This is a genomic window from Anaerolineaceae bacterium oral taxon 439, from assembly GCA_001717545.1.
In the GTDB taxonomy this organism is placed as follows: domain Bacteria; phylum Chloroflexota; class Anaerolineae; order Anaerolineales; family Anaerolineaceae; genus Flexilinea.
In genome coordinates this window covers 458,615-480,651 of record CP017039.1, presented here as the reverse complement: position 1 = coordinate 480,651, position 22,037 = coordinate 458,615, and the positions used below count along the sequence as shown (strand labels likewise).

20 protein-coding genes are annotated in these 22,037 nt (G+C 57.8%); 5 read left to right on the top strand and 15 right to left on the bottom strand.

Features of this window, described 5'->3' with window-relative positions:
* Window positions 1-16 precede the first annotated feature (16 nt).
* Genes BEQ56_02285 through BEQ56_02265 form a run of 5 tightly spaced genes read right to left on the bottom strand, consistent with a single transcriptional unit; the run spans window position 17 to window position 3,461 of the window.
* Window positions 17-226 carry a hypothetical protein gene (locus tag BEQ56_02285; GenBank protein ID AOH42411.1) on the bottom strand — a complete coding sequence of 70 codons (210 nt, stop codon included), beginning with the start codon at window positions 224-226 and terminating at the stop codon, window positions 17-19.
* Window positions 210-476, bottom strand: a complete 267-nt coding sequence (locus BEQ56_02280; protein ID AOH42410.1) for a hypothetical protein — start codon at window positions 474-476, stop codon at window positions 210-212. Before BEQ56_02280 ends, BEQ56_02285 begins: the two co-directional genes overlap by 17 nt.
* Window positions 436-957 (bottom strand): hypothetical protein, encoded by a 522-nt coding sequence (locus BEQ56_02275; protein AOH42409.1) that lies wholly within the window; start codon window positions 955-957, stop codon window positions 436-438. The genes BEQ56_02280 and BEQ56_02275 overlap by 41 nt, the downstream gene beginning before the upstream one ends.
* Window positions 958-961: 4 nt before the next feature.
* Window positions 962-1,735, bottom strand: a complete 774-nt coding sequence (locus tag BEQ56_02270; protein AOH42408.1) for a hypothetical protein — start codon at window positions 1,733-1,735, stop codon at window positions 962-964.
* Window positions 1,736-1,793: 58 nt separating this feature from the next.
* On the bottom strand, window positions 1,794-3,461 hold the full coding sequence (locus BEQ56_02265; protein AOH42407.1) for a hypothetical protein: 1,668 nt from the start codon (window positions 3,459-3,461) through the stop codon (window positions 1,794-1,796).
* Between the two features lie 290 nt (window positions 3,462-3,751).
* Here BEQ56_02265 and BEQ56_02260 point away from each other — a divergent pair, with 290 nt between their 5' ends.
* Window positions 3,752-4,603 (top strand): polyphosphate kinase 2, encoded by an 852-nt coding sequence (locus tag BEQ56_02260; GenBank protein ID AOH42406.1) that lies wholly within the window; start codon window positions 3,752-3,754, stop codon window positions 4,601-4,603.
* A gap of 143 nt (window positions 4,604-4,746) precedes the next feature.
* On the opposite strand, the gene BEQ56_02255 is transcribed toward BEQ56_02260, so the two are convergent.
* A complete protein-coding gene (locus BEQ56_02255; GenBank protein ID AOH42405.1) occupies window positions 4,747-6,813 on the bottom strand; it encodes an elongation factor G in 2,067 nt (688 codons plus the stop codon).
* A 204-nt stretch (window positions 6,814-7,017) separates the two neighbouring features.
* A complete protein-coding gene (locus BEQ56_02250; GenBank protein ID AOH42404.1) occupies window positions 7,018-9,537 on the bottom strand; it encodes an NDP-hexose 4-ketoreductase in 2,520 nt (839 codons plus the stop codon).
* A gap of 290 nt (window positions 9,538-9,827) precedes the next feature.
* On the opposite strand from BEQ56_02250, the gene BEQ56_02245 reads away from it, so the two are divergent.
* Window positions 9,828-10,601, top strand: coding sequence for a conjugal transfer protein TraX (locus BEQ56_02245; GenBank protein ID AOH42403.1), 774 nt, complete (start codon window positions 9,828-9,830; stop codon window positions 10,599-10,601).
* On the opposite strand, the gene BEQ56_02240 is transcribed toward BEQ56_02245, so the two are convergent.
* The 5 genes from BEQ56_02240 to BEQ56_02220 form a co-directional block, all read right to left on the bottom strand.
* Entirely contained in the window at window positions 10,570-11,088 is a 519-nt protein-coding gene (locus tag BEQ56_02240) for a hypothetical protein (protein AOH42402.1), read from the bottom strand. The two genes, BEQ56_02245 and BEQ56_02240, sit on opposite strands and share 32 nt — an antisense overlap.
* 37 nt (window positions 11,089-11,125) lie before the next feature.
* Complete coding sequence (locus BEQ56_02235) at window positions 11,126-11,989, bottom strand: hypothetical protein (GenBank protein AOH42401.1); 864 nt, start codon at window positions 11,987-11,989, stop codon at window positions 11,126-11,128.
* A gap of 14 nt (window positions 11,990-12,003) precedes the next feature.
* On the bottom strand, window positions 12,004-13,305 hold the full coding sequence (locus BEQ56_02230) for a hypothetical protein (GenBank protein AOH42400.1): 1,302 nt from the start codon (window positions 13,303-13,305) through the stop codon (window positions 12,004-12,006).
* 36 nt (window positions 13,306-13,341) lie between these two features.
* Window positions 13,342-14,628, bottom strand: coding sequence for a hypothetical protein (locus BEQ56_02225; protein AOH42399.1), 1,287 nt, complete (start codon window positions 14,626-14,628; stop codon window positions 13,342-13,344).
* A gap of 93 nt (window positions 14,629-14,721) precedes the next feature.
* A complete protein-coding gene (locus BEQ56_02220; protein ID AOH42398.1) occupies window positions 14,722-15,342 on the bottom strand; it encodes a sugar transferase in 621 nt (206 codons plus the stop codon).
* A gap of 96 nt (window positions 15,343-15,438) precedes the next feature.
* Here BEQ56_02220 and BEQ56_02215 point away from each other — a divergent pair, with 96 nt between their 5' ends.
* Window positions 15,439-16,437 carry a tryptophan--tRNA ligase gene (locus tag BEQ56_02215; protein AOH44362.1) on the top strand — a complete coding sequence of 333 codons (999 nt, stop codon included), beginning with the start codon at window positions 15,439-15,441 and terminating at the stop codon, window positions 16,435-16,437.
* Window positions 16,438-16,518: 81 nt separating this feature from the next.
* On the opposite strand, the gene BEQ56_02210 is transcribed toward BEQ56_02215, so the two are convergent.
* The gene (locus BEQ56_02210; GenBank protein ID AOH42397.1) at window positions 16,519-17,670 is read right to left on the bottom strand and encodes a hypothetical protein; all 1,152 of its coding nucleotides are present in this window, start codon (window positions 17,668-17,670) and stop codon (window positions 16,519-16,521) included.
* A 231-nt stretch (window positions 17,671-17,901) separates the two neighbouring features.
* Between BEQ56_02210 and BEQ56_02205 the strand changes: the two genes are divergently transcribed.
* Together BEQ56_02205 and BEQ56_02200 are read left to right on the top strand one after the other, a co-directional pair.
* Window positions 17,902-18,597 (top strand): hypothetical protein, encoded by a 696-nt coding sequence (locus BEQ56_02205; protein AOH42396.1) that lies wholly within the window; start codon window positions 17,902-17,904, stop codon window positions 18,595-18,597.
* A 6-nt stretch (window positions 18,598-18,603) separates the two neighbouring features.
* Entirely contained in the window at window positions 18,604-20,085 is a 1,482-nt protein-coding gene (locus tag BEQ56_02200; protein ID AOH42395.1) for a hypothetical protein, read from the top strand.
* A gap of 13 nt (window positions 20,086-20,098) precedes the next feature.
* On the opposite strand, the gene BEQ56_02195 is transcribed toward BEQ56_02200, so the two are convergent.
* The gene (locus BEQ56_02195) at window positions 20,099-21,259 is read right to left on the bottom strand and encodes a hypothetical protein (protein ID AOH42394.1); all 1,161 of its coding nucleotides are present in this window, start codon (window positions 21,257-21,259) and stop codon (window positions 20,099-20,101) included.
* Between the two features lie 4 nt (window positions 21,260-21,263).
* Complete coding sequence (locus BEQ56_02190) at window positions 21,264-21,956, bottom strand: repressor LexA (GenBank protein ID AOH44361.1); 693 nt, start codon at window positions 21,954-21,956, stop codon at window positions 21,264-21,266.
* Between the last annotated feature and the right edge of the window lie 81 nt (window positions 21,957-22,037).

Below are 22,037 nucleotides of genomic sequence, written 5' to 3'. Positions count from 1 at the left end.
TTTTCCCTTCGTTTCGTTACCAGGCTGGCTTCCCGGTTTCGATCAGACTGTCCAGATCCATAAACGCGTTTTCGATCGCTTCGGAATGGTACATTTCGTACATACTGTATACGAAGTCGGTCAGATTCTTTTCGTCGAGGGTCTTGAGAACCGCGCCCGCGGTCGTATCTTTATACGCGGCGTAGCTTTCGAGCAGGCAGGTAAAAAATCTAAATTCTTTGTCCAATTTCGTCACCCCGTAAATAAAGCGAATTCCGCGGATCGCCGGTCGCGATCTCGTTTTCCCACATGTCGTACAGAACCAGCGGACTGAAATACCAGAGCTTCAGGCTGTCGTCGACCAGCATTTCATGCGTCTCCGAATTCAGGAAGAGGCGCAGCCCGTCCATCAGCGGAATCGCGCGGCTCTTCGCGATCTGCTCAGCGACCTCCGGATCAAAATTCTGTAGAATTGAAGCTCGCGTGCGTTTTATCATAATTTTTTACCTCAATAAATCGAAACGCGGAAAGACCTCGAACCGTCAGAAAAGCGTACTGATCGGTTAAGCGCTGCGGCTTGAGCAGGATCAACGCCGTTTCCTCGCTGATCGAGCCCGCTATATAATCGCTGATAACGGTCATCGTAATATCGTTCGCAACCGGACCGATGACAATATCATATTTCACCCCGTTATAAATATTTTTTCGATTCTCCGCGACAAAGTTCAGCCACGAGCCATCCGCCGTTTCAAACCGTCGAACCGCCAGATTCGCAGCCTTTTCCAAATCGAAATCATAAACGTTGACGGTTGGAACGCCGGTTTTCCGCCGTCCGGTTTGCAATTCCGCCCATCGCTGCGCCTGATCACAGCTCGAAATCGCGTAAAAACCGGAACCAAAATCCAGCGACCGATTCGAGACCAGAATTTCCGGGACGCGTACTTCTGCGTTGCTGCCATGATACAGTCTTACATACATAGCGTCAGTCCTGAATCTTTTCAACGACCCAGAAATGCGACAGGCCGAAGAAGCGCAGCGGCGTTTTCTCCAGCGCCTGAAGCGCGGCGCGCAGCGCCTTCGCGAACGGGCCGAAACGGGCGATCAGGTTATCATACGCGCCGAAAAGAACCGTCCGCCGGACGAAACGGACCGGGAGCCCCGCGAAAAGCTTCCTCAGGTCGCCATCCGTATAAACGTTAACATGCGGACACAGCCGGTCGCGCAGCGGACGCGGAAGGTAATTCACAAACAGCTTGTTCCCGAACTCATAAGTCCCGCGGCGGTAAATCCCATGCGTCTCGAACGGGTACCCGCGATTGGGGCAGAATAAAACGAGCCGCCCCCCCGGTTTCAGCGTCCGCACGATTTCAGCGATACAGCGCCGGTCGTCGACGACATGCTCGATGACTTCGTGGCTGAGGATCAGGTCGAAGCTGTCGGAAGGGAACGGGAGCTCTTCCCCGACGCTGTTGATAACCGCGCCGGAAGTCCCCCGGATCAACCCCAGCGCCTCGATCGCCCGCTCACGCTCGACCTCCAACCCGACCGCGAGTTTCGCCGTCCGCGCCAGCCGCGTCAGGTACATCCCAACGCCGCAGCCATCCTCCAGAATAACGCCCTGTTCCCGCCCCTGCGCCGCTTCAAGAATCAGGCGCATCCGACGCTCCTGACCGGCGCGCCAGACGTAAGACGGCTCGCCGCGCAGCGCCGCTTTATCGGAATATGTTGTCTTTACTTGGTTTCGGTTCAAAATCATTCCTTCCAGTCCTGAGGCAAAAAAGGCCCCTCTCGAAAATCCCGCGCCCGGACAAGGCTCATTTCGGGATCCGCGCCGAAAGCGTCGTTCCCTGATTCGGCTGCGACTGAACCAGGAGCATCCCGTTCAGGCTTTTCGCCCGCTGCGTCATGTTCGTAATTCCGTTCGACGTCGGCTTTCGTCCCGCCCTGTCGTCAAACCCAACGCCGTCGTCCTTAATCGTCAGGACATAATCATGCTCATTCTCGTAAAACCGGACGGCGACGCTCTGCGCGTGCGCATGTTTCGCGATATTCGCCAGCGTCTCCTTGCAGATCATATAAAACACGTTGACATGCTCCGGCGACAGGCGGTCGATATCCTCAATCTCCGATCTGAATTCCGCTGGGACGAACGTATTCGAATAAAAATCGTTGGCCAACCTGCGCATGCTCTGAATCAGGTTCTCGTTCGTCAACCGCGCCGGTTTCAGGTTCATGATATAAGAACGGATATCGCGAATCGTCGCGTTCAGCGCCTGGATCGCGTCCTGAATCCGTTCGCTCGCCGCCTCCGGATCGTCTTTGACCGTGATCCGGACATGCTCAAGCGATAAGCCGACGCCAAAGATCGATTGGATTACGCCGTCATGCAAATCCATTCCGATCCGGTTCCGCTCCTCGAGGATCGCCGTCTGGTTCCGCTCGCGAAGCAGGAGGAATTCCTGGATCAGGAGAGAAAAATAGCTTCCAACCGAAGTCAGGAACCGCTCGTCCATCGTCGGCGGATCGGTCAGCAGCCGCGTCCCCAGACAGATCGCGCCGATCACCGTATCCGGCGTCAACAGCGGCAGAATAATAACATAATTCAACCGGACCTGCGTCGCTTTACTCCCGTTTACAACGTCAAGTTCGTCCGCTTTCAAAACGTACGGCGTCTTTTTCGCGATCGCTTCGCCGACGAGCCCCTGTCCGGGCGTCACCTCCGTGAACCCGAGAATACTGCGAGAGAGCTTATGACCCCGTTTATACAGCAGCCTGTAATTCCCGTTCTTCGCGTCCTGATAAAAATATTCTCCGACGTCGATATCGAGCGTCGTCATAATCGTATCCATCGTCGTATCGACGAGGCTTTCAAGATCGTCGCGCCGCGAGGTTGAAATCTTGGATAATTCGTTCAGGAGCGCTAAATTATCGTATCGATGCGTCATTTCTTCTTCGCGCGCCGCGACTTTTTCATACGAAGTAACGCTTCGCATCCCGGTCACGACGATCCGTTCCGCCAGGCGCATCAGGCGCATATCGGAATCGCTGAAACCCCCGCCGCCAATTTTATTCATCAGGATCATCGCGCCGCGCTTCGTCCCGTCAACCGTCAGCGGTAAGTACAGCAGCGAATAAATCCGCGGGAACTTTTCGGGGAAGAACGCGGTCAGCGCTGCGATTTCTTTTTTCGACGTCAGGTTCAGCGGCGTATCCGACGCCAGATCGCGGATCACGACCGGATGATTCGGGGTGAGCTTGATCCGCGCCAGCTCGTTCGCGGTAAAGCCGTAAACCGCGACGCGTTCGAATCCCCCTACGTCGTTCGTCAGCCCGGCGATACAATACGTCGCGTTAATCATATTGCAGCATTTCACCGATACGCCGTTCAGCAGCGAATCAATCGACAGCTCGTTCAGAACCGTCAACAGATCGACGATGAATTCGTCCTCTTCACGAAAAGCTGCCGTCCCACTGCGTTCCATTGTAAGTTTATTTTACTGTATTATTAAAAGGAGCGGCAGAGCAAATCGGCCCTGATCCCGAACGCATGGGGAAGGGCGAAGGGATACGCCGCGCCGGCCCCCGGGCCAATCCCTGCGAACGTCGAAGCGCGTGAAGCGTCGTATCGCGATTGAAAGAGGGATGAATTCGAAATTACCCCCGTTTTGTCATTGACCGGAGCGATGGATGAATGTATGATTAACGCTGTCAAAGATCGTCGGCTTTCCGCCGACAGCGTCCTCAGTCATCACAAGGAGAAAGCAGGCAAATCATGGGAAAAGAAAGCAAAGAGGAAAAGAAACAGAAGAAGCATTATGAAGCCGACGAAGGCTCGCCGTATAAACTCCCGCCGCTGTCCAACAGCGAATATGAAAAAGAACTCGCCAAGCTGCAAATCGAACTCGTCAAGCTCCAGGGATGGATCAAGGAGAAGGGTCTGCGCGTGATCGTCATCTTCGAAGGGCGAGACGCCGCAGGGAAAGGCGGCGTCATCAAGCGCATTACCGAAACGCTCAACCCGCGCGTCGTTCGCGTCGTCGCGCTTCCGGTCCCAACCGAAAAAGAGAAGACCCAATGGTACTATCAGCGCTACGTCGCGCACCTGCCCTCCGCCGGCGAGATGGTCCTGATGGATCGGTCGTGGTATAACCGCGCCGGCGTCGAACGCGTCATGGGCTACTGCACCGACGAACAGGTCACCGAGTTTTACCGCTCGACCCCGGAATTTGAAAATATGCTGATCCGCTCGGGAATCATCCTGATCAAGTACTGGTTTTCCGTTTCCGATAACGAACAGGAACGCCGTTTCCAGGACCGGATCAACGATCCGACCCGCCGCTGGAAATTATCGCCGATGGACCTTGAAGCGCGCTCGCGCTGGGTCGATTATTCGCGCGCGAAAGACGAAATGTTCAAGTTTACCGACACGAAAAATTCGCCCTGGTACGTCGTCTTAGCGGATAATAAAAAGAAAGCGCGCCTGAACTGTATTCATCATCTTTTGAGCATGATCCCGTATAAAGACCTGACGCCGGAAAAACTCGTCCTGCCCCCACGCCAGAAAGATACCGGGTACGTCCGCCCGCCGATGACGGACCAGACGTTCGTTCCGGAAGTTTATTAATCGGATTAATAAAAAAGAACCCGGCGCGTATCAGAGAAAGGATGTCTCCCGGAGATTTTCCGCGCCTGGCTTTCAGCGATATTTTGCGGGGCGGCCCAAATCAGCCGCCCCGTTCGTTCAATCGTCTTCCGCAGGAAAGAAAACTATTCTTCCTTCTTGTCTTTCGCGCGCGCGGCGATAACTTCCTGAGTAATATGCGGCGGGACGACTTCGTAGTTCTGAATCTCGAGATCGAACGTTCCCCGACCGCCGGTCATCGAGCGCAGCTGCGTCGTGTACCGGATCATCTCCGCCAGCGGGACCATCGCGGTCACCGTCGATTCGCCGTGATCCGTGTCCATTCCCATGATCCGGGCGCGGCGCGTATTCAGGTCGCCGATAATATCGCCCATGTTGTCCTCGGGAACGACGATCTTCGCCATGCAGATCGGCTCTTCGAGAACCGGGCCGGCTTCGGCGAACGCCAGCTTGAACGCTTCGCGCCCTGCCGTTTCGAAGGCAATCGGCTTCGAGTCGACCGGATGTTCCTTGCCGTCGTAAACCGAAACGGAAATACTATGAATCGGGAAGCCGGCTAAAACGCCTTCCTTCATGACGTTTCGGATCCCCTTCTCGATCGCCGGGATATACGACGCGGAAATCGCGCCGCCGAAAATATCGTTCGTGAGCTCGAATTCGCTTTCATGGTTCGGCTTAATGCGCAGGTGAACCTCGCCGAACTGTCCCGAACCGCCGGACTGCTTCTTATGCCGGTACATCGCCTGCCCTTCGCGGGTGATCGTTTCTTTGTAGGAAACTTTCGGCTCCCGGATCAGCAGGTTAACCTGGAACTTCGCTTCGGCGCGGCGGATCACGACGTCGATATGCTGATCGCCCAGGCCGCTCATGATCGTTTCCTTCGTATCCGGATCGTTCGCCCAGTGCAGCGTCATATCCTCTTCGCAGAGGCGCGTCAGTGTCGCGCTGATCTTGGTCGAGTCCGCCTGCGTCTTCGGATGGACGCTGACGCGGAAAAGCGCCTTCGGGAACGCCGGCGGAAGGATCCGGAGCGGATTCGCCTTATCCGAGAACGTATCCCCGGTAACCGTTTCCGTCAGTTTCGCCACAGCGCAGATATCCCCCGCCGAGACGGTCTTAACATTGGCCATCTCTTTCCCGCAGGGAATCATCAAATTCCCGTAACGCTCTTCAAACGAGCGCGTCGAGTTCCAGACGCGGGCGTCGGACGTCATCTTGCCGTTGATCACCCGAAGGAACGTCTGCTTCCCGACGAAGGGGTCGGCGGTCGTTTTCCAGACATAAGCGACAAGCGGACCTTTTTCTCCAATCGCGACGGAGATCTCCTGATCGTCCTTATTCAGCGCCAGAACCGGCTTCGCTTCGAGCGGAGTCGGGAAAAGGTTCTGAATCGCGTCGAGGAGCGGAAGGATGCCGACGCCTTCGTTCGCCGCCGAACATAAAATCGGAACCAGCGCGCCGGACTTGACCCCGCTCGCGAAACCGCGGCGGATCTCGTCGTCGCTGAGTTCCATCGTTTCAAAAAATTTTTCCATTAACGCGTCTTCGCCTTCCGCCGCCGCTTCCATCAATTCGGCGCGCAGCGTCTCCGCCTCAGCGCGGTACGCTTCCGGAATATCGACCGGTTTATTATCCTTTCCATAGGCCTTCATCGATAAAATATCGATGACGCCCTGGATATTCGCCTGCTCCCCCCAGGGGATCTGCATCTTGACCAGATGCGCGTCTTTCGCAAAAGCGCGGAAAGATTGAATCGCTTTATCGAAATCGGCGTTTTCACGGTTCATCTTCGAAACAAGGAGCATCCGCGGAAGTCCGAATTCATTCGCCTTTTTCCAGGCGATCTCGGTCCCGACTTCGGTCCCGGAGACAGCGTCGAGAAGGATAACCGCAGCGTCCGAAACCTTCAGCGCGGAAATCATCTCGCCGACGAAATCCGTATAGCCGGGAGTATCTAAGAAATTGATCTTTTTCTGGTCAAATTCCACCGGAATAACGGAAGTGTAAAGCGAGATCGTCCGGCGTTTTTCTTCGTCGTCAAAGTCGGATACCGTCGTTCCGTCCTCGACCCGGCCAAGACGCGAAATCGCGCCGGTAAATTTCAGCATCGCTTCCGTTAAAATCGTCTTTCCCGAACTGCTGTGCGAGATGAGCGCGACGTTGCGAATATCTTTGGATTCATATTCTTTCATGCTTTTTTCCTTTTTTTCTCGGTGATCTGCTGCCGCACGTTCATTAACTATAAAATTTTTAACAGCTCTTCAATTTTAGTAGGGATTCAGGCAGTTGTAAAGGCTTTTCGCCCTTTTCAGAAAAAGGAAGGGGGCCAGGAAGGAAATCTTCCCGTTACCGAAGGCGCGCTTCAAACAATTCTGAAGCGCGCCTTCCAGCTTTTCTCAGAGAACCGGTTCAGGAAGACCGGGAAGGATAACCAGGTTTTCCGCGTCGTCCAACGTAAAATACAGCTCGGTTCCCGCCGGATAACCGTTCGCCAGCAGCGCGTCCGCCAGCTTGTCCTCAACCTCTCGCTGGATAACGCGGCGGATCGGACGCGCGCCCATCTCCGGATCATACCCCTCGCGCGTCAGCTTTTCAACAACTTCCGGACTGACGATCAGGCGCAGCCCCTGATCCGCGAGCCGCAGGTTCAGCTTCTCGATCTCCATCTCGGTAATCCGGCGCATGTCTTCCATCGAAAGCGTTCGGAAGACGATAACGTTATCGAGGCGGTTGATAAATTCGGGACGGAACGCTTTTTTCAGCTGGTCCAGAAGCTTCCGCCGCATCTCCTCATAATTCCCCGTTTCCCCGTCCGCCGCGTCCGAATCCAGCGTAAACCCGAACGACGTTTGCCGCCGGATAAGCTCCGCGCCGACGTTCGACGTCATGACAATGATCGTGTTGCGGAAATCAACCTTCTTCCCATGCGCGTCGGTAAGGCGCCCTTCTTCCATGATCTGGAGCAGGATATTCTGAACCTCCGGATGCGCCTTGTCGAGCTCGTCGAAAACGACGATCGAATAGGGACGGCGGCGGACCGCCTCGGTGAGCTGACCGGCGTCGTCAAACCCGACGTATCCCGGAGGCGCCCCGGTCAGCCGCGAAGTCGCGTGCCGCTCCATGAACTCCGACATGTCGATCTGAATCAGCGCTTCCTCGCTCCCAAACATGTACTTCGCCAGCGCCTTCGTCAGCTCGGTCTTCCCAACTCCCGTCGGGCCTAAGAACATGAACGAGCCGATCGGCCGGTTCGGATCCTTCAGCCCGGAACGCGAACGGCGAACCGCGGAGGAAATCGCGTTAATCGCCTCGTCCTGACCGATGATCATCTTTTTCAGCTCGCTGTCCATCTGCAGCAGCCGGTCGGATTCGCTTTCGGCGAGCTGCGTCAGCGGAATCCCGGTCCACATTGAAATCACCTCAGCGATATCTTCGGCGCTGAGCTCCGGCGCTTCCGCCCGGTCCCAGGTCCGGTTCAGCTCGACGATATCCGCTTCAAGCTGACGTTCGGTTTCACGAAGAGAAGTCAAATTCTCGCTTCCGCCTTTTTCGCTGACAAGGTGAATCTGTTTCCGCGTATCGCGGAGCATCGAAATCAGATCATTCGAACGCGCCGCCGCCGGATTCTTATATAAACGAACGCGCGAAGCGGCTTCGTCGATCAGGTCGATCGCCTTATCCGGAAGGAACCGATCCGAAACGTAGCGAACCGACAGCTTCACAGCCGCCTCAACCGCCGCGTCGCTGATCAGGAGCTGGTGATGATCCTCGTAACGGGTCCGCAGCCCTTTCAGAATTTCAACCGCTTCTTCCGGCGTCGGTTCGGAAACCTGAATCGGCTGGAAACGCCGTTCGAGCGCCGCGTCATTTTCAATATTCTTTCGATATTCGTTCGTTGTCGTCGCCCCGATAATCTGAATCTCGCCGCGCGAAAGCGCGGGTTTCAGGATATTCGCCGCGTCGACCGCGGAACCCGACGAGCCCGCCCCGACGAGCATATGCACTTCGTCGATAAACAGGATCGCTTCCGTCGTCTTCAGCTCCTCGATCACGCGCTTCATCCGTTCTTCAAACTGCCCGCGGTACATCGTTCCCGCGACCATCGATCCAACGTCAAGCTGGAGAACGCGCTTATTCAGCAGCTGCGCTGGGACGAGGCCCTGGATAATTGCCTGCGCAAGGCCTTCGACAATCGCCGTCTTTCCGACGCCCGGTTCGCCGATCAGCGCCGGATTATTCTTCGTCCGCCGCGCTAAAATCTGAATCAGGCGCTCGATCTCGGTCTTTCGGCCGACGACCGGGTCGAGTTTTCCCGCCGCCGCCTTCGCGGTCAGATCGACGGACAGCTGGTCGATCAGCGGCGAATCGCCCTTTTTCCGTTCACTCGCCCGGCCCTGTGGACGGGCGGGATGAACCGACGCGGCCGTTTCGACCGGCGCGGCCGCTCGTTTCGGCCGTTCGCCCTCGCGTAAAATACGGTCAAGATGGAGGCGAATCTGATTCGCGCGGACCCCCAGCCGTTCGCAGATCCGGATCGCGTGCGATTCCGGACTCTGGAGAAGCGCTTTCAGGAGGAATTCGGTCGAAACCTGTTTTTCGTTCGCGCTTCCGCAAAGCATAATCGCCCGACGCAGTACGTTCTGAACCGCGAGCGAAAGCTTTCCGTCCTCTCCTGCAAATTCTTCCATGCGATGCATCGCGTCCAGCTCCCGAACCTTCGGGAACCATTCGCGCACCGCGTCGATCGTGATATTCAGGTCGGCGAGAACTGTTCCCGCCGTCGAATCCTCAACGAGCAGCAGCCCGGCCAGCAAATGCTCCGTGCCGATCATCGGCGCCTTCGCGTTCGCCGCCTCGCGGGTCGCGTAACTTAAAACGCGCTGCGCCCGTTCAGTGAATTGATGAATTCCGCTCATGCTAACGTCTTTCTCTCATAATGAAGTCCCTTTCGCGCCGCGGCGGATCGGGTCCAGGTACCGTTCCGGGCAGCCGGCCATGCGGCCCTGTCCGGACAAACAGGCGAAAGCCGCCCGTTTAATCTTTTCATTCCGAATTTATTCTACCAAAGCCGCGTCAAACTTTATCCTGAACATGCGTTAGAAATACATTAACGCCGCCGCTGCGCGTCCGGCGCCGGTCCTCCGATAAGAACGGGTATAATCCTCATTCGCCGACACAGGCGGAAGCAGGGAGTGCAGAACCGGACATGAACAGCGAAACAATCCTGATCCAGGAAACGCAGAAAAAGGGGCTTTCGCTCAACGCGCTGAAATACATCGCGATCGCCGCCATGGTCATCGATCACGCCGCAGTCGCGTTTCTCGACGATTCGACGACGCTATACAGGGTTCTGGACGGAATCGGCCGGACCACCGCGCCGATCATGTTTTTCGCCGCGGTCGAAGGGTACCATCATACAAGGGACCTGAAAAAATACCTGACCCGGCTTTTCGTTTTCGCGCTGATCAGCTACCTGCCCTTCATGTACGGGTTCAGCGATACGTTCAGGGCGCTGCGGCTGAACGTTATTTTCACGATCTTCTTCGGCGTCGTCGCGGTTCACGCCGCGCGGACGATCCGCAGCCTCTGGCTGAAAATCGCCGTAATTCTGGCGCTGATGATCCTGACGGTGCCCATGGACGGCGGAAGCTTCTGCGTTCCGATGATGCTGATACTGGATTTCTTTTACGGGAACCGAAAGAATCAGCTCGCCGGGTACCTGATCTTTGCCGTCTTCAGCTTCAACATAGCCGACTATTTCCTGGATCCGTTCTGGAGCCTCTTTTATCTGGGCTTTTTCGACGTTGAGGCTTTCATTTACGGAGAATACGATTCGCTCGGGTACCTGATCCCGTTTTTCCTGCTCCTTTTCTACAACGGCGAAGCTGGAAAGCGCGGACATTTTCCGAAATGGTTCTTTTATATTTTCTACCCGGCGCATTTGACGATTATCGCGCTGATCCGGATTTTCCTGACTTAACCGCGCCGCTTTTTTCGGCTTTCCGCAGGCCGGATCTTTCTTTCAGGTCCGCAGCGAAGCGTTTGATCCGCTGGATCGTGTTAAACCCGTACAGCACGACGGCAACGGCAACCCCCATCGCCAGCGCCGTTCCCAGCGTGTGCAGCCCTTTGGAAAAGAACGCCGGAATATCCCCGTCGACCAGATATTTCATCGTGTAATACAGTCCGGCTCCGGGAACGAACGGCAAAAAACCGACGATCAGGTACACCGTCATCGGGCATTTATCGACGACCGCCATAATTTCCGCGTAGGTCGCGACGACCGTCATGCAAAGGAACGTCAGGATCAGCGGATGAATCCGATCTTCAAGGAGCAGGTACAGCCCCCAGCTGAACGCGCTCCCAAGCGTCGTCAGAAAAAGCCGCCGCCCGCGCAGGTTATACAGCAGAGCAAACGAAAAGCAGGCGGCGTACGCGTACAGCATTCCTTCCCAGATTCCCGTCATACCGCCCGTCCTTTATTCCTTTCGCTCCAACGCCGGTCTACAGGTACCCAACCAGCGACAGGCCAAACGCTGCTCCGATCGCCATCGCGATCGCGACCATTCCGGCTTCCATCAGCGACAAGAACCCGGCGATATAATCGCCCGATAAGATATCGCGGACCCCATTCGTCATCAGGACGCCCGGTACCTGAAGCATGAACGTTCCGATAATAATCAGGTCCATCTTCGCGTCCGGGAAAACGTGATGAAACGCGCCGGCTAAAAAAGCCGACAGTCCGGATACAACAATATTGCGTAAGAACGGATGCAGCTGCAGCCGCATCGCGACAAAAACGACGAACCATGCGGTCAGCGCGCAGAAACCGGAAAAAAGACCGTCCCGCCACGCGCCGCCGAACAGCATCGTGAACATTCCGGCGGCGATAAAAAAGCCGAAGACGCTGACAAACGGCGGGTACGCCGGCGTTTTCAGGATTTCGTTCAGCGCGGCGATCGCCTCCTCGTAGGGAGGTTTCTCGCGAACGAGCCGGCGGCTGAGCGCGTTCAGCCGCGCGAACTTCTCCATGTCGGTCGAACGTGACGTAATCCGTTTGAGCCGCGTCGTCGCCTGCCCTCCCTCCTGCAAAACTGAAACGATAATACAGGAGGAGATCGTGAAGACCTCCGGTTCGATCGCACCATAGGCGGCTAAAACGCGGCGCATCGAATCCTCAACCCGATTAATCTCCGCGCCGTTAACGAGCAGCATCGTCCCCAACGATACCGCCAGATGAAGCGCCTGATCCGCCTCAGAAAAATCCTTCCGGACCCTGACCTCGCGGCTCCGTTCCGGCCGGTTCCCCGCCGGTTCCGAAGAAAACGCGTCATGTAAAATCGCTTCGGCGCCCTGCTGCTGCGTCATGCCGCGCCGTCCGCTCAGATCTTCCAGTACAGCGCCGATTTCGGAAGCCTCGCCGCGTCTACGTTGGCGCGCGTATCGAGAACGACGACGTTCTCCCGAAGCGCGTCCGCTTCGGATAACGGATCGAACTCCGGCGCGATCGTATTCAGGACGAGCAGCGCGTCCGCCCCGGCGCAGGCTTCTTTCAGCGTTCCGGCCTTGAACGGATACGCCGACGCGACGTTCGGATCGTAAGCCGAGACCTCCGCGCCGCGCCGGATCGCAGCTTCGCAGATCGCAACCGCAGGGCTGAGCCGGTCGTCGGGCGACTGGTCCTTCATCGCCAGCCCAATCACGGCGACGCGCGCGCCTTCCAGCGATTTTCCGACCGCGCTCAGGAGCGCCGCCGTCTTGTCAACGATCACCTCCGGCATGGATTGATTCTGTTGCCTCGCTAACGACAGCAGCGGCAGTTCCAGGCCCAGCACCCGGGCTTTCGCGTTCAGGTAATAGAATGCGTTCGGAATACAGTAACCGCCGACGCCCGGTCCCGGGGAGAGCAGCTGAACGCGCGGATGCGAATTCGCGAGGCGGATAACCTCGAAGGTATCGATCCCCGCCGTTTCTGCGAAACGCGCGAATTCCTGGACGATCGCGATATTCGCGTCGCGCTGAAGATTTTCCAGCACCTTCGCCGTCTCGACTGCGATAATGGACGGGGAATGGATGATTTCCGCCGTACTGTTGACGCGGATAACCGCCTCGGCGAAACGTCGGGACGCTTCGTCCGCCGCGCCGATCAGCGTCGGCATCGTCCGGAATTCCTCGAACGCCTTCCCCTCGGCGATCCGTTCGGGAACGTAGGCCAGATAAAATCCTTCTCCGGCGCGCAGTCCCGAAAGCCGTTCGAAAATCGGCCTGCAATAAGCTTCCGTCGTTCCGGGAACGACCGTGCTTCGAATCAGGACCAGCGAGCCGCGGCGAAGATTCCCGCCGATCACGGCGCAGGCGCTTTCAAAAGCGCTGTAATCCGGCGCGCCGGAGGAATCGACCGGAAGTCCGACCGTCAGGACGATCACGTTCGATTCGCGAACCGCGGAGGCTCCGTCCGTCGTTACCCGGTACGTTCCGCGCTCGCTCTCTTCCCGAAGGATTTCGCGAATCGTCCGACCGTTGAACGCTTCCGTTTGCGCCGTCCGTCCGCGTTTCAAGTCCGCGGCAATTTTCTCATTCGCGTCAACGCCGATCACCGCCGCGCCGTTCATTGCAAAACTCAGCGACAGCGGCAGTCCGACGTATCCCTGACCGATCACGGTAATATGAAAGGGTTGGTTCATGCGCTTTCCTCCATACGCGGCGGCACAGGCGAGCCGTTACACCCGGCAGCCGATTAACGGTACGATCATCTCCTCCGCGCTTAATCCGCCGTGACGCGAATGGAGCCGGTCGGGACGAGGGTTCCACCATAAAAACGAATTCCCATGCGCAATCGCGATATACTCGCCGATCCGATTGCGAACGTCCGGATGATACGGGGGCGGGCCGAAAAAGCCGTCGGCCAGGAACGTTTCCGAAGGAACGAGCGAGAACTCGCCGGGATATTTTCCTGCGATCTCGCGGAGAAACGTCTCAACCTTCCCCGCTCTCGGATAAAAATAGGTCAGCCGGTTCTCGCCCGTCGGACGAAGCGTCAGCGTATCGATCAGGTCCGGCTGATTTTTCATGTCGCGCGACGGATCCGGCGTCGTCGGGATATGTCCATGATCCGCGGTCAGCAGAACCAGCGTCCGACCGATTTTCCCAGCGCGGAGCCGCGCGATCAGGCGATCCAGATCGGCCAGGAATTCGTCGACGCCCTGCCGGACGCGTTCGTTGGTCATGCCGTATAGGTGATTATAGGTGTCGATATCGTTATAATAAATAAAATCCAGACTGCGCCGCTCCGCCTCCGCGCTCATCGTCTCATAAACGGAAGCGAAGAGATCCGCGAACCCACGATAGGGAACAACCCTGGAACCGCGCATCTGCGCCCGCGTCAGACAGCTGCTGGAAATCGCGATCGGAAGGTAAGAGCGCGACGCGATTCCCTGCCGCGTCAGGACCTCGCCCATCGTCTCCGCGTCAATCATCTCCTCAGCCGGCTTTCCCGTCAACTCGATCAGTCCGGATTTCGACATCAGCGAAACCGGCGAATAAGTCAGAAAATTAACGACCAGCCCATACTGCTTCAGGAACGTATCATATCCGATCAGCCCATGCCGCCCGGCGGGAACGCCCGTCCAGATCGACGTCGTCGCCGCCGCCGTCGACGAAGGCACGATACTCGTCAACCGGGTTTCGACGCCCTCGTCCTCGATCCGACGGAAGTACGGGTTATCCGGAATGACCGTGCGAAGCCAACGCAGCTGCGCATCGCCGACCCCGTCGATCAGGACGATTACCACATGATCAAATTCCGACCCAAAGACGCTCGCTTCCTGAAGCGGCGGAAGCTGCTCCGGGCCGGGCTGTACGCCGAGCCAGACCGCGACCGACGCCGCCAGATTAGCGACGCTCCAGCCGTCATAGCGCGGGAAAACGTGCGCCTCGTCCCAGTAGGACAGGCGCGCCCGCGGTCGGGTGAACGCTTGAATCGCTGCTGCGGATAAATCGATTTTCATAAATACGGTCTCAATCACGAACCATTCTAATCGAAATAACCCGCGAAAGATAGGGGAAAGAGAAAAACGCTGCGAAGGTCCCGTGCGGACCGTTCAGCAATCGCCGGACCCCATAAACTCGCGCATCGTCGCTTCCCCGCCGCCGCTGATCCCTTCGCGCCGAACGACATTCCAGACCGTCCGCCACAGGATCCGGAGATCCAGCCAGAACGACCAGTGGTCCACGTACCAGACGTCGAGCGCAAATTTTTCCTCCCAGCTCAGCGCGTTGCGCCCGTTCACCTGCGCCCAGCCGGTTATCCCGGGACGCATCTCGTGCCGGCGCATCTGTTCAGGGCTGTACTGGCCGAGGTAACGGACCAGGAGCGGCCGCGGCCCAACCAGGCTCATCTCCCCGCTCAGGACCGAAAACAGTTCCGGCAGCTCGTCCAGGCTCGTCGAACGCAGCTTTCTTCCAAACGGCGTCAGCCGCTCCGCGTCGGGAAGCGCCTTTCCCTCCCGATCGACCGCGTCGCGCATCGTCCGGAACTTACACAGCGTAAAAATCTCGCCGTTCAGCCCGGGACGCTGCTGCCGGAAGAGGACGGGACGCCCCAGCTTCAGCCGGACCAGAAGCGCCACCACGCCCATAACCGGCAGCGCGAAAATCATCCCAACCCCCACAGCGATCAGGTCAAATAAACGTTTGGATAATGGATTACGCGTTCTTTTCATATTTCCATACCGCGACGATACTATAATACAATTTTACTCGATGGGATTCGATTCAAATCGAAAGAAGAATTGGTCAGGAAAGAAGAAAACCGCTTTATGGAAACCCAACGACCGGCTCGTGTATACTCCGCCGCGCGCCCGACAGGACGGCAGCACATCGGCAACTATCTCGGCGCGATCCAGAATTATGTCGCGCTGCAAAACGATTTCCAGTCCATCTACGCGATCGCCGACGTTCACGCGTTAACGACGATCGAAACGACACAGGGCTTGAAAGAGAACTGCCTCGAAATGGCGCTGGACTGGTTCGCCGCCGGAATCGATCCGGAAAAGTCGATCGTCTTTATCCAGTCGCACGTTCCTCAGGTCATGGAGCTGCATACGTATTTATCGATGGTCGTCGCGGTCGGGAAGCTGACCGATCTTCCGACGTTCAAGGAGAAAGTCCGGATGCATCCGCAGAACGTCAATTACGGACTGCTCGGGTACCCGGTCCTCATGAGCGCGGATATCCTTCTCTTCAAAACCGATTTCGTACCGGTAGGAATCGATCAGGCGCCGCATCTCGAATTTGCGCGCGAAATCGTCCGCTCGTTCAACTACCGGTACCGGACAAACGTCCTGATCGAACCGCAAATGAAAGCCACGGCTACGCCGAAAATTATCGGGACCGACGGCGTTAACAAGATGAGCAAGAGCCTCGACAACGACATCGAGATCGCCGCTGACGAAAAGACGACTGAAAAGCGCGTCCGCTCGATGGTCACCGATACGAACCGCGTCCGGCGCAGCGATCCGGGGAATCCGGATATCTGCAACGTGTTCGCGTTTCATAAAGTCTTCTCTCCGCCGGAGCTCTGCGCGGAAATCGACCGCGAATGCCGCGTCGCCGGGATCGGCTGCGTCGACTGCAAGAAAAAATTAGCCGCCAACCTGAACGCATCGTTAGCGCCGCTTCGGGAACGGCGCGCTGAGCTGGCGAAAAACTCCGATCGTGTCTGGGAATCGCTTCGAGACGGCGCGCGCCGCGCCGGCGCGATCGCCGACGCTACGATCGCCGAAGTCCGAGACGCGATCGGGATCGTAAAGCCCTGATTTCATGAGCTTCTGATAAAAAACGCTGAAAAAAGGGACCGTCTCACGGCGAAAAAACCGCCGCGCGCGTCCGGCGTTTTTTTATCCATCCTCTTTCCCGGAACGCAGCTCCCGAAAAAGCCCGAGATAACGCGTCAGCGACGTTTCAAGCGTAAACGCGCCGCGGATCCGTTCCGCCGCGCGCACGCCCATCTTCATTGCCTCGTCCGCGTCCGAAACCGTCCGTCGAATCGCTTCCGCGAGCCCGTCCGCGTCGTCAACCGGGACGATCCGCCCGGCGTCCTCCCCGATCAGCGCGCGGATTCCTTCCAGATCCGTCCCGATGACCGGGAGCCCCAGCGACATCGCTTCCATCATCGCGATCGGCATACCCTCCGTCCGGGAGCACAGAACGAACAAATCCGCCGCGTTCAGGAGCGCCGGGACATCGTCCCGGTTCCCCAGCAGCGCGCACCGGTCCGAAACGTCCCGTTCGCGAATCCGCTCTGTCAGGAACGCGCGCCGCGGCCCCTCCCCCGCGATCGCCAGAGTCAGGTCCTCGTTCAGCCCTGAAAGCGGCGGCGCGGCCATCGCGTCGATCAGGAGCTCCTGCGCCTTTTCCGGGACGAGCCGGCCAACCGTCAGGATCAGCTTTCCGCGAACGCCCAGCGCGCTCCGAAGCGAAGCCCGCGCCGCCGCGTCCGGGCGGATCGGGCGAACGCCGTTTTCGATAACGACGAGCTTATCCGCGCGGATCCCCTCGGATATCGCCTGGTTCCGCGCCCGTTCCGATACGCAGACGCAAACCGAAGTCAGCGGTCCGTTGACGATCAGGCGATGAAGCGTTTTCTTCCCCCTTCCGAGCCGGGCGAATTGGCCGTGATGCGCCGCGACGCGAACGGGGACCCCGAGGCCCGCCGCGCCGACCATGCCAAGAATATTCGCGTCATGCGTAAACGTTTCGAGAACGTCCGGATGAAATTCACGAAGAAGACGGCGGAAACGGCCGATCGCCGCCGGAAGCGCCGCTGAATTCCTGATCCCCTCCCCTTTCCGATAAACGGATAAAACCGTAATCGGGAACGGATACCTCCGCCGCCAGTCCGGTAAAAGCCCGTCCTTGTCATAATAAAAAACCGCCGAAACGGCGAAGCCGCGCGACTGGAACCAGTCCGCCTGATCCAGCAGGACGCGCTGCGCCCCGCCGGTCGTAATCTGCGACCCGAATAAAAGAATGCGATGAACCTCAGCCATGACTGAATTTTACTTTGATTCAATAATCTGAACCAGCGCGGGCAGGAATAAAAACTGAAACGCCATCCCCGACGGGTATCAGCGCCGCGATCCATGACGGGAATAAGTTGAATTAAGGCAAACTTTACCAGATTCCGACCGCAGAATCCTCACTTTACGATTATGATTAATTTCATAAACTGATCAGAGACCCGCCGGGGGAAAGCCGCGGCGGAGAAAAGAGGAACTGCTATGTCATATAAAATTCTCATCGTCGATGACGACGTCCTGCTGCGCCGGTCGCTGGCGTTCAACCTGGAACAGAGCGGCATGATCACCAACACGGCGGAAAGCGCCGAAGACGCGATCGCCATGATCCAGATCGACAAACCGGATATCATCCTCCTCGATATCGGGCTCCCCGGAATGGACGGGATGGACGCGATTGGCGAAATCCAAAAGCACCAGAACATCCCGGTCATCTTCCTGACCGCGCGACGTTCCGGAAGCGACCAGATCACGGGCCTGAACGCCGGCGCCGACGACTATATCACGAAGCCGTTCGACTTCGAAGTCCTCCTCGCGCGGATCAAGGCGGTCCTCCGCCGGCACGAAAAACCCGGGAACGAACCGATGGAAGGGTCGTTATCCGTCGGCGACCTCGAAATCGACTTCACGCAGCATACCGCAACGCTCAAAGGCGTCCTGCTCGAACTGACGCCCAAGGAATTCGACCTGCTGACCGCGTTCGCGCTCAACGCAGATCAGGTCCTCAGTACCGACACGCTCCTGAAACGCGTCTGGGGAGCAGAATATACCGGCGAGCCGCAGGTATTATACGTGCATATCCGCTGGCTCAGGTCCAAAATCGAAAAAGACCCGGACCATCCGGACCGAATTCAGACGATCCGCAGCGTCGGCTACAAGTTCAACTCAAAACTGGATTAGTCCGCTATGTACCGATTGAACCGGCTGAAATATCGAATTATCCTGAGCCACGTGCTCCCGATTCTCGCGACGGTACCGCTCGTCGCGGCCTCCGTCTATTACGCGATGCAGATGCAGATCGTCGTCAACGACCTTCGGCAATTAATTTTCAATGAATCGCAGATGATTCGCGATTACGCCGATTCAAACCCGACGGTCTGGGAAAATCCCGCCGCCGCCGAGCGCATGATCAACGAAATCCGTTCTGAGCTCGTCTCAGGCGTCATTCTCTTCGACAGGAACTTCCGCTTTCTTGCCGGAAGCGATAACGAATACCATTATCAACCGCTGAATTTTCCGCTGGCTGAGGTGTCTTCAATTCCCGGCGCAGCGGAGAACCCGATCAGCTCCGTCCCGACCAGCCCGCTGAGCCGATCGGATATCCAGATCGTCGTCCCCGTCATGAGCAATTCGAAAGTTCCGCTGGGGATGATCCGGCTGCGAATCCCGTCGCAGTACTTTGACAACATGCTCGGCGGATTGAAGCTCCGGATCATGATCATCCTGATCGCCGGAGCGATTTTAGCCGTCTTCCTGGCGCTCTTCACGTCGCATGGGATCGAGCAGCGCCTGTCGCAGACGACCGACGCAATTTTCGACCTGTCGACCGGCGTCCGCAACCAACCGCTTCCGGTCTCCGGCCCGCCCGAGCTCAGCCGCCTCTCCAACGCGTTTAACACGCTCTCCAGCCAGTTAGACGAATCGGAACAGAGCCGCCGCAAGCTCCTTTCTTACCTCGGCCATGAGCTCGGGCGGCCATTAGGCGGCCTTTCGAGCGCGACTGACGCGCTGCGGCACGGCGCGATGAAGGACGAACGGTTGGCGAACGACCTGCTTCGGGGAATGAAAAACGAAATTCGCCGCCTCGAGCTTCTCGTTAACGACCTGTCGCTCCTCCGCGGGAGCGGCGACCCGACAGTCCTGTATATTATCCGCAGCGTCAACACCAGCGAATGGCTGACAGAACTGGTAACGTACTGGGCCGAGTTCATGAAAACAAAAGATATCGATTTTACCTATGAAATCGACGAAGACATGCCCGCGATCCACATGGACGAACGCCGGATGCATCAGGCGCTGGGGAACCTCCTCAACAACGCGATTAAATACTCGTCAGCCGGCCAATCGGCCATGCTCCGCGCCACGCTCTCCAACGGCGTGATTGAAATATCGGTCGTTGACCATGGCGTCGGGATCCAGCCGGAAGACCTTCCGAATATTTACGAGCCGTTTTACCGCGGATCCAACAAAAAACGCTATATTCAGGGAATGGGCGTCGGGCTGACCATCACCCGCGATATTATCCTCGCGCATCAGGGCGAAATCTCAGTCGAAAGCGAACCGGGCGTCCAGACGGTCTTTACGATCCGGCTCCCGATCGAACGGCTGAACGCGATTCCGCTCGGGGAGCATATCATCAATAATTCAAACGCCCCGGCGCAGCCGTAAACCAAAAAGCGGCTCAGCGGAGCGCTTCAGAACGGATCCGATCGATCGCCGCCGCCGTTTTTTCAGCGATCCGATCCCAGGTATACCCAGCGCGAACCCTGTCTCGGAGCGCGGCGCCCAAGGCAGCGCGCCGTCCCGCGTCCGTCCGCAGATCTCGAATCGCCGCCGTCAGCGCTTCGCCGTCGCCGGCGGGAACGATCCGTCCCGATACGCCGTCCTCGACGACTTCGGGAATCCCCCCGGCGGGAGACGCGACGACCGGGACCCCAGCCAACCCCGCTTCAAGAATAACCGTCGGCAGGCCCTCCGGGTAACACGTCGGCAGGCAGAGCAGGTCGCTTTCCTGCAGCAGCCCGAGCCAACGATCATGCGAAAGAGAGCCGACGAACGGGACCGATGGTTCGGCGCGCAGCCGCGCCTCCGTCCGCGAATCGCCGCCCCCGGCGTAAACGAGGCGGACGGAGGGGTCGTTCTGCGACCGGACCGCCGCGGCGAGATCAAACACGCCTTTTTCCGGAAGGAGCCGTCCGGCGAAAACGATCAGGAAATCCCTGTCTGAAACGCCGACCTCCGACCGCATCCCCTTCGCAGCGATCCCCGAATCGGCCAGCGAAACGCCGTTCGGAAGAACTCCCGCGCCCTGAAGCCCGAAATTCGCGAGCCAGTCCAGCCCCGCGCGCGACACGGCGTAAAACGACGCGCCGCTGCGGCGAAAGACGCCGGTCAGCAGCCGTTCGTACAACCGCCAGAGGCGATTAAAAACCGCCGAATGGAAATCGATATACCCAGTCCCATGCTCAATCGTCAGCGTCGGGACCCGCCGCTTCGCGAACGCGCGGACCGCGAACGCGTTCAGCGGATACAGCCGCGTCTGAATGACCGCCGCCGCCGGCGCGAGCCGGTCGATCCAGCCTTCGAACGCTCGGAGCGCGCCGATCGTCGGAAGCGGGAGCCGTCCCCCGAACGCCGGAATACAGGGAAGATAACGGACCGTAACTCCGCAGTCAGCGATTTCAGCGGGCTGCCGCTCCGTATTCAGGCAGAAGACGTCAACCGCGAACCGGCCGCTTAACGCACGCGCCAGCGAAGCCGTGTACCGTTCGACGCCGCCTAAATGCGGCGGGTAGAGCGAGGAGACGATAGCCAGGCGCGGCAGCGCCCGATCCGCGTCCATCGGATCAGACACTGCGGATGACCATCACAACTTTCCCCATGATCTGAACCTGTTCCGGATCGTCGATATAAATCGGCCCCATCGTCGGATTCGCCGGCTGAAGCCGGATCCGGCCTGCCTCGCGATAATAATATTTCAGCGTTGTTTCATCGTTTTTCGTCAGCCAGACCGCGACCATATCGCCGTTATTGGCTTTATTCGTATGACGGAAGACGACCTTATCGCCATCGTTAATCATCGCGTCGACCATCGAATCGCCGGAGACCTCGAGAACGAAAAGCTCGCTTTCTTTCTCGTTCGCAGGGAGCATCCGCCGCGGGATCTCGACGTACGATTCCTCGTCGAAATAGGCCAGATCCGACCCCGGAACCGGGATCGGCGCGCTGGCGACGATCCGCCCCAGAATCTGGAAACGCAGCACGTCCTGTTTCGAGTAGGAGAGAACCGGGCGAGGCCCGCCTTCCTCGCGATACGGCTTGATCATGCGAATTGAACGTGAAATCCGGTTATCGCGTTCGAGATAGCCCATATCAATCAGCTGACGCAGGTAGTAATCGACCAGCGACGTTGAATTGACGTTAATATAGTTGCCGATTTCGCGAATCGACGGCGCGTACTGATTCTTGTTCTGATACGCTTCAAGAAACTCCATAATCCTGCGATGACGATCGCTCATGAGCTTACTGTGTCGTGGCATAATCCTCTCCATTCGACCCCGCCATGGACAGCGGAATCCATCGTCTGTTTCTAAAACTATATCAGAACAACTGTTCGCCGT

Excerpts from the sequence above, each read along its gene's own strand:
- BEQ56_02280 (AOH42410.1), bottom strand. The coding sequence starts at position 476 with ATGATAAAACGCACGCGAGCTTCAATTCTACAGAATTTTGATCCGGAG.
- BEQ56_02275 (AOH42409.1), bottom strand. The coding sequence starts at position 957 with ATGTATGTAAGACTGTATCATGGCAGCAACGCAGAAGTACGCGTCCCG.
- BEQ56_02270 (AOH42408.1), bottom strand. The coding sequence starts at position 1,735 with ATGATTTTGAACCGAAACCAAGTAAAGACAACATATTCCGATAAAGCG.
- BEQ56_02265 (AOH42407.1), bottom strand. The coding sequence starts at position 3,461 with ATGGAACGCAGTGGGACGGCAGCTTTTCGTGAAGAGGACGAATTCATC.
- BEQ56_02260 (AOH42406.1), top strand. The coding sequence starts at position 3,752 with ATGGGAAAAGAAAGCAAAGAGGAAAAGAAACAGAAGAAGCATTATGAA.
- BEQ56_02255 (AOH42405.1), bottom strand. The coding sequence starts at position 6,813 with ATGAAAGAATATGAATCCAAAGATATTCGCAACGTCGCGCTCATCTCG.
- BEQ56_02250 (AOH42404.1), bottom strand. The coding sequence starts at position 9,537 with ATGAGCGGAATTCATCAATTCACTGAACGGGCGCAGCGCGTTTTAAGT.
- BEQ56_02245 (AOH42403.1), top strand. The coding sequence starts at position 9,828 with ATGAACAGCGAAACAATCCTGATCCAGGAAACGCAGAAAAAGGGGCTT.
- BEQ56_02240 (AOH42402.1), bottom strand. The coding sequence starts at position 11,088 with ATGACGGGAATCTGGGAAGGAATGCTGTACGCGTACGCCGCCTGCTTT.
- BEQ56_02235 (AOH42401.1), bottom strand. The coding sequence starts at position 11,989 with ATGACGCAGCAGCAGGGCGCCGAAGCGATTTTACATGACGCGTTTTCT.
- BEQ56_02230 (AOH42400.1), bottom strand. The coding sequence starts at position 13,305 with ATGAACCAACCCTTTCATATTACCGTGATCGGTCAGGGATACGTCGGA.
- BEQ56_02225 (AOH42399.1), bottom strand. The coding sequence starts at position 14,628 with ATGAAAATCGATTTATCCGCAGCAGCGATTCAAGCGTTCACCCGACCG.
- BEQ56_02220 (AOH42398.1), bottom strand. The coding sequence starts at position 15,342 with ATGAAAAGAACGCGTAATCCATTATCCAAACGTTTATTTGACCTGATC.
- BEQ56_02215 (AOH44362.1), top strand. The coding sequence starts at position 15,439 with ATGGAAACCCAACGACCGGCTCGTGTATACTCCGCCGCGCGCCCGACA.
- BEQ56_02210 (AOH42397.1), bottom strand. The coding sequence starts at position 17,670 with ATGGCTGAGGTTCATCGCATTCTTTTATTCGGGTCGCAGATTACGACC.
- BEQ56_02205 (AOH42396.1), top strand. The coding sequence starts at position 17,902 with ATGTCATATAAAATTCTCATCGTCGATGACGACGTCCTGCTGCGCCGG.
- BEQ56_02200 (AOH42395.1), top strand. The coding sequence starts at position 18,604 with ATGTACCGATTGAACCGGCTGAAATATCGAATTATCCTGAGCCACGTG.
- BEQ56_02195 (AOH42394.1), bottom strand. The coding sequence starts at position 21,259 with ATGGACGCGGATCGGGCGCTGCCGCGCCTGGCTATCGTCTCCTCGCTC.
- BEQ56_02190 (AOH44361.1), bottom strand. The coding sequence starts at position 21,956 with ATGCCACGACACAGTAAGCTCATGAGCGATCGTCATCGCAGGATTATG.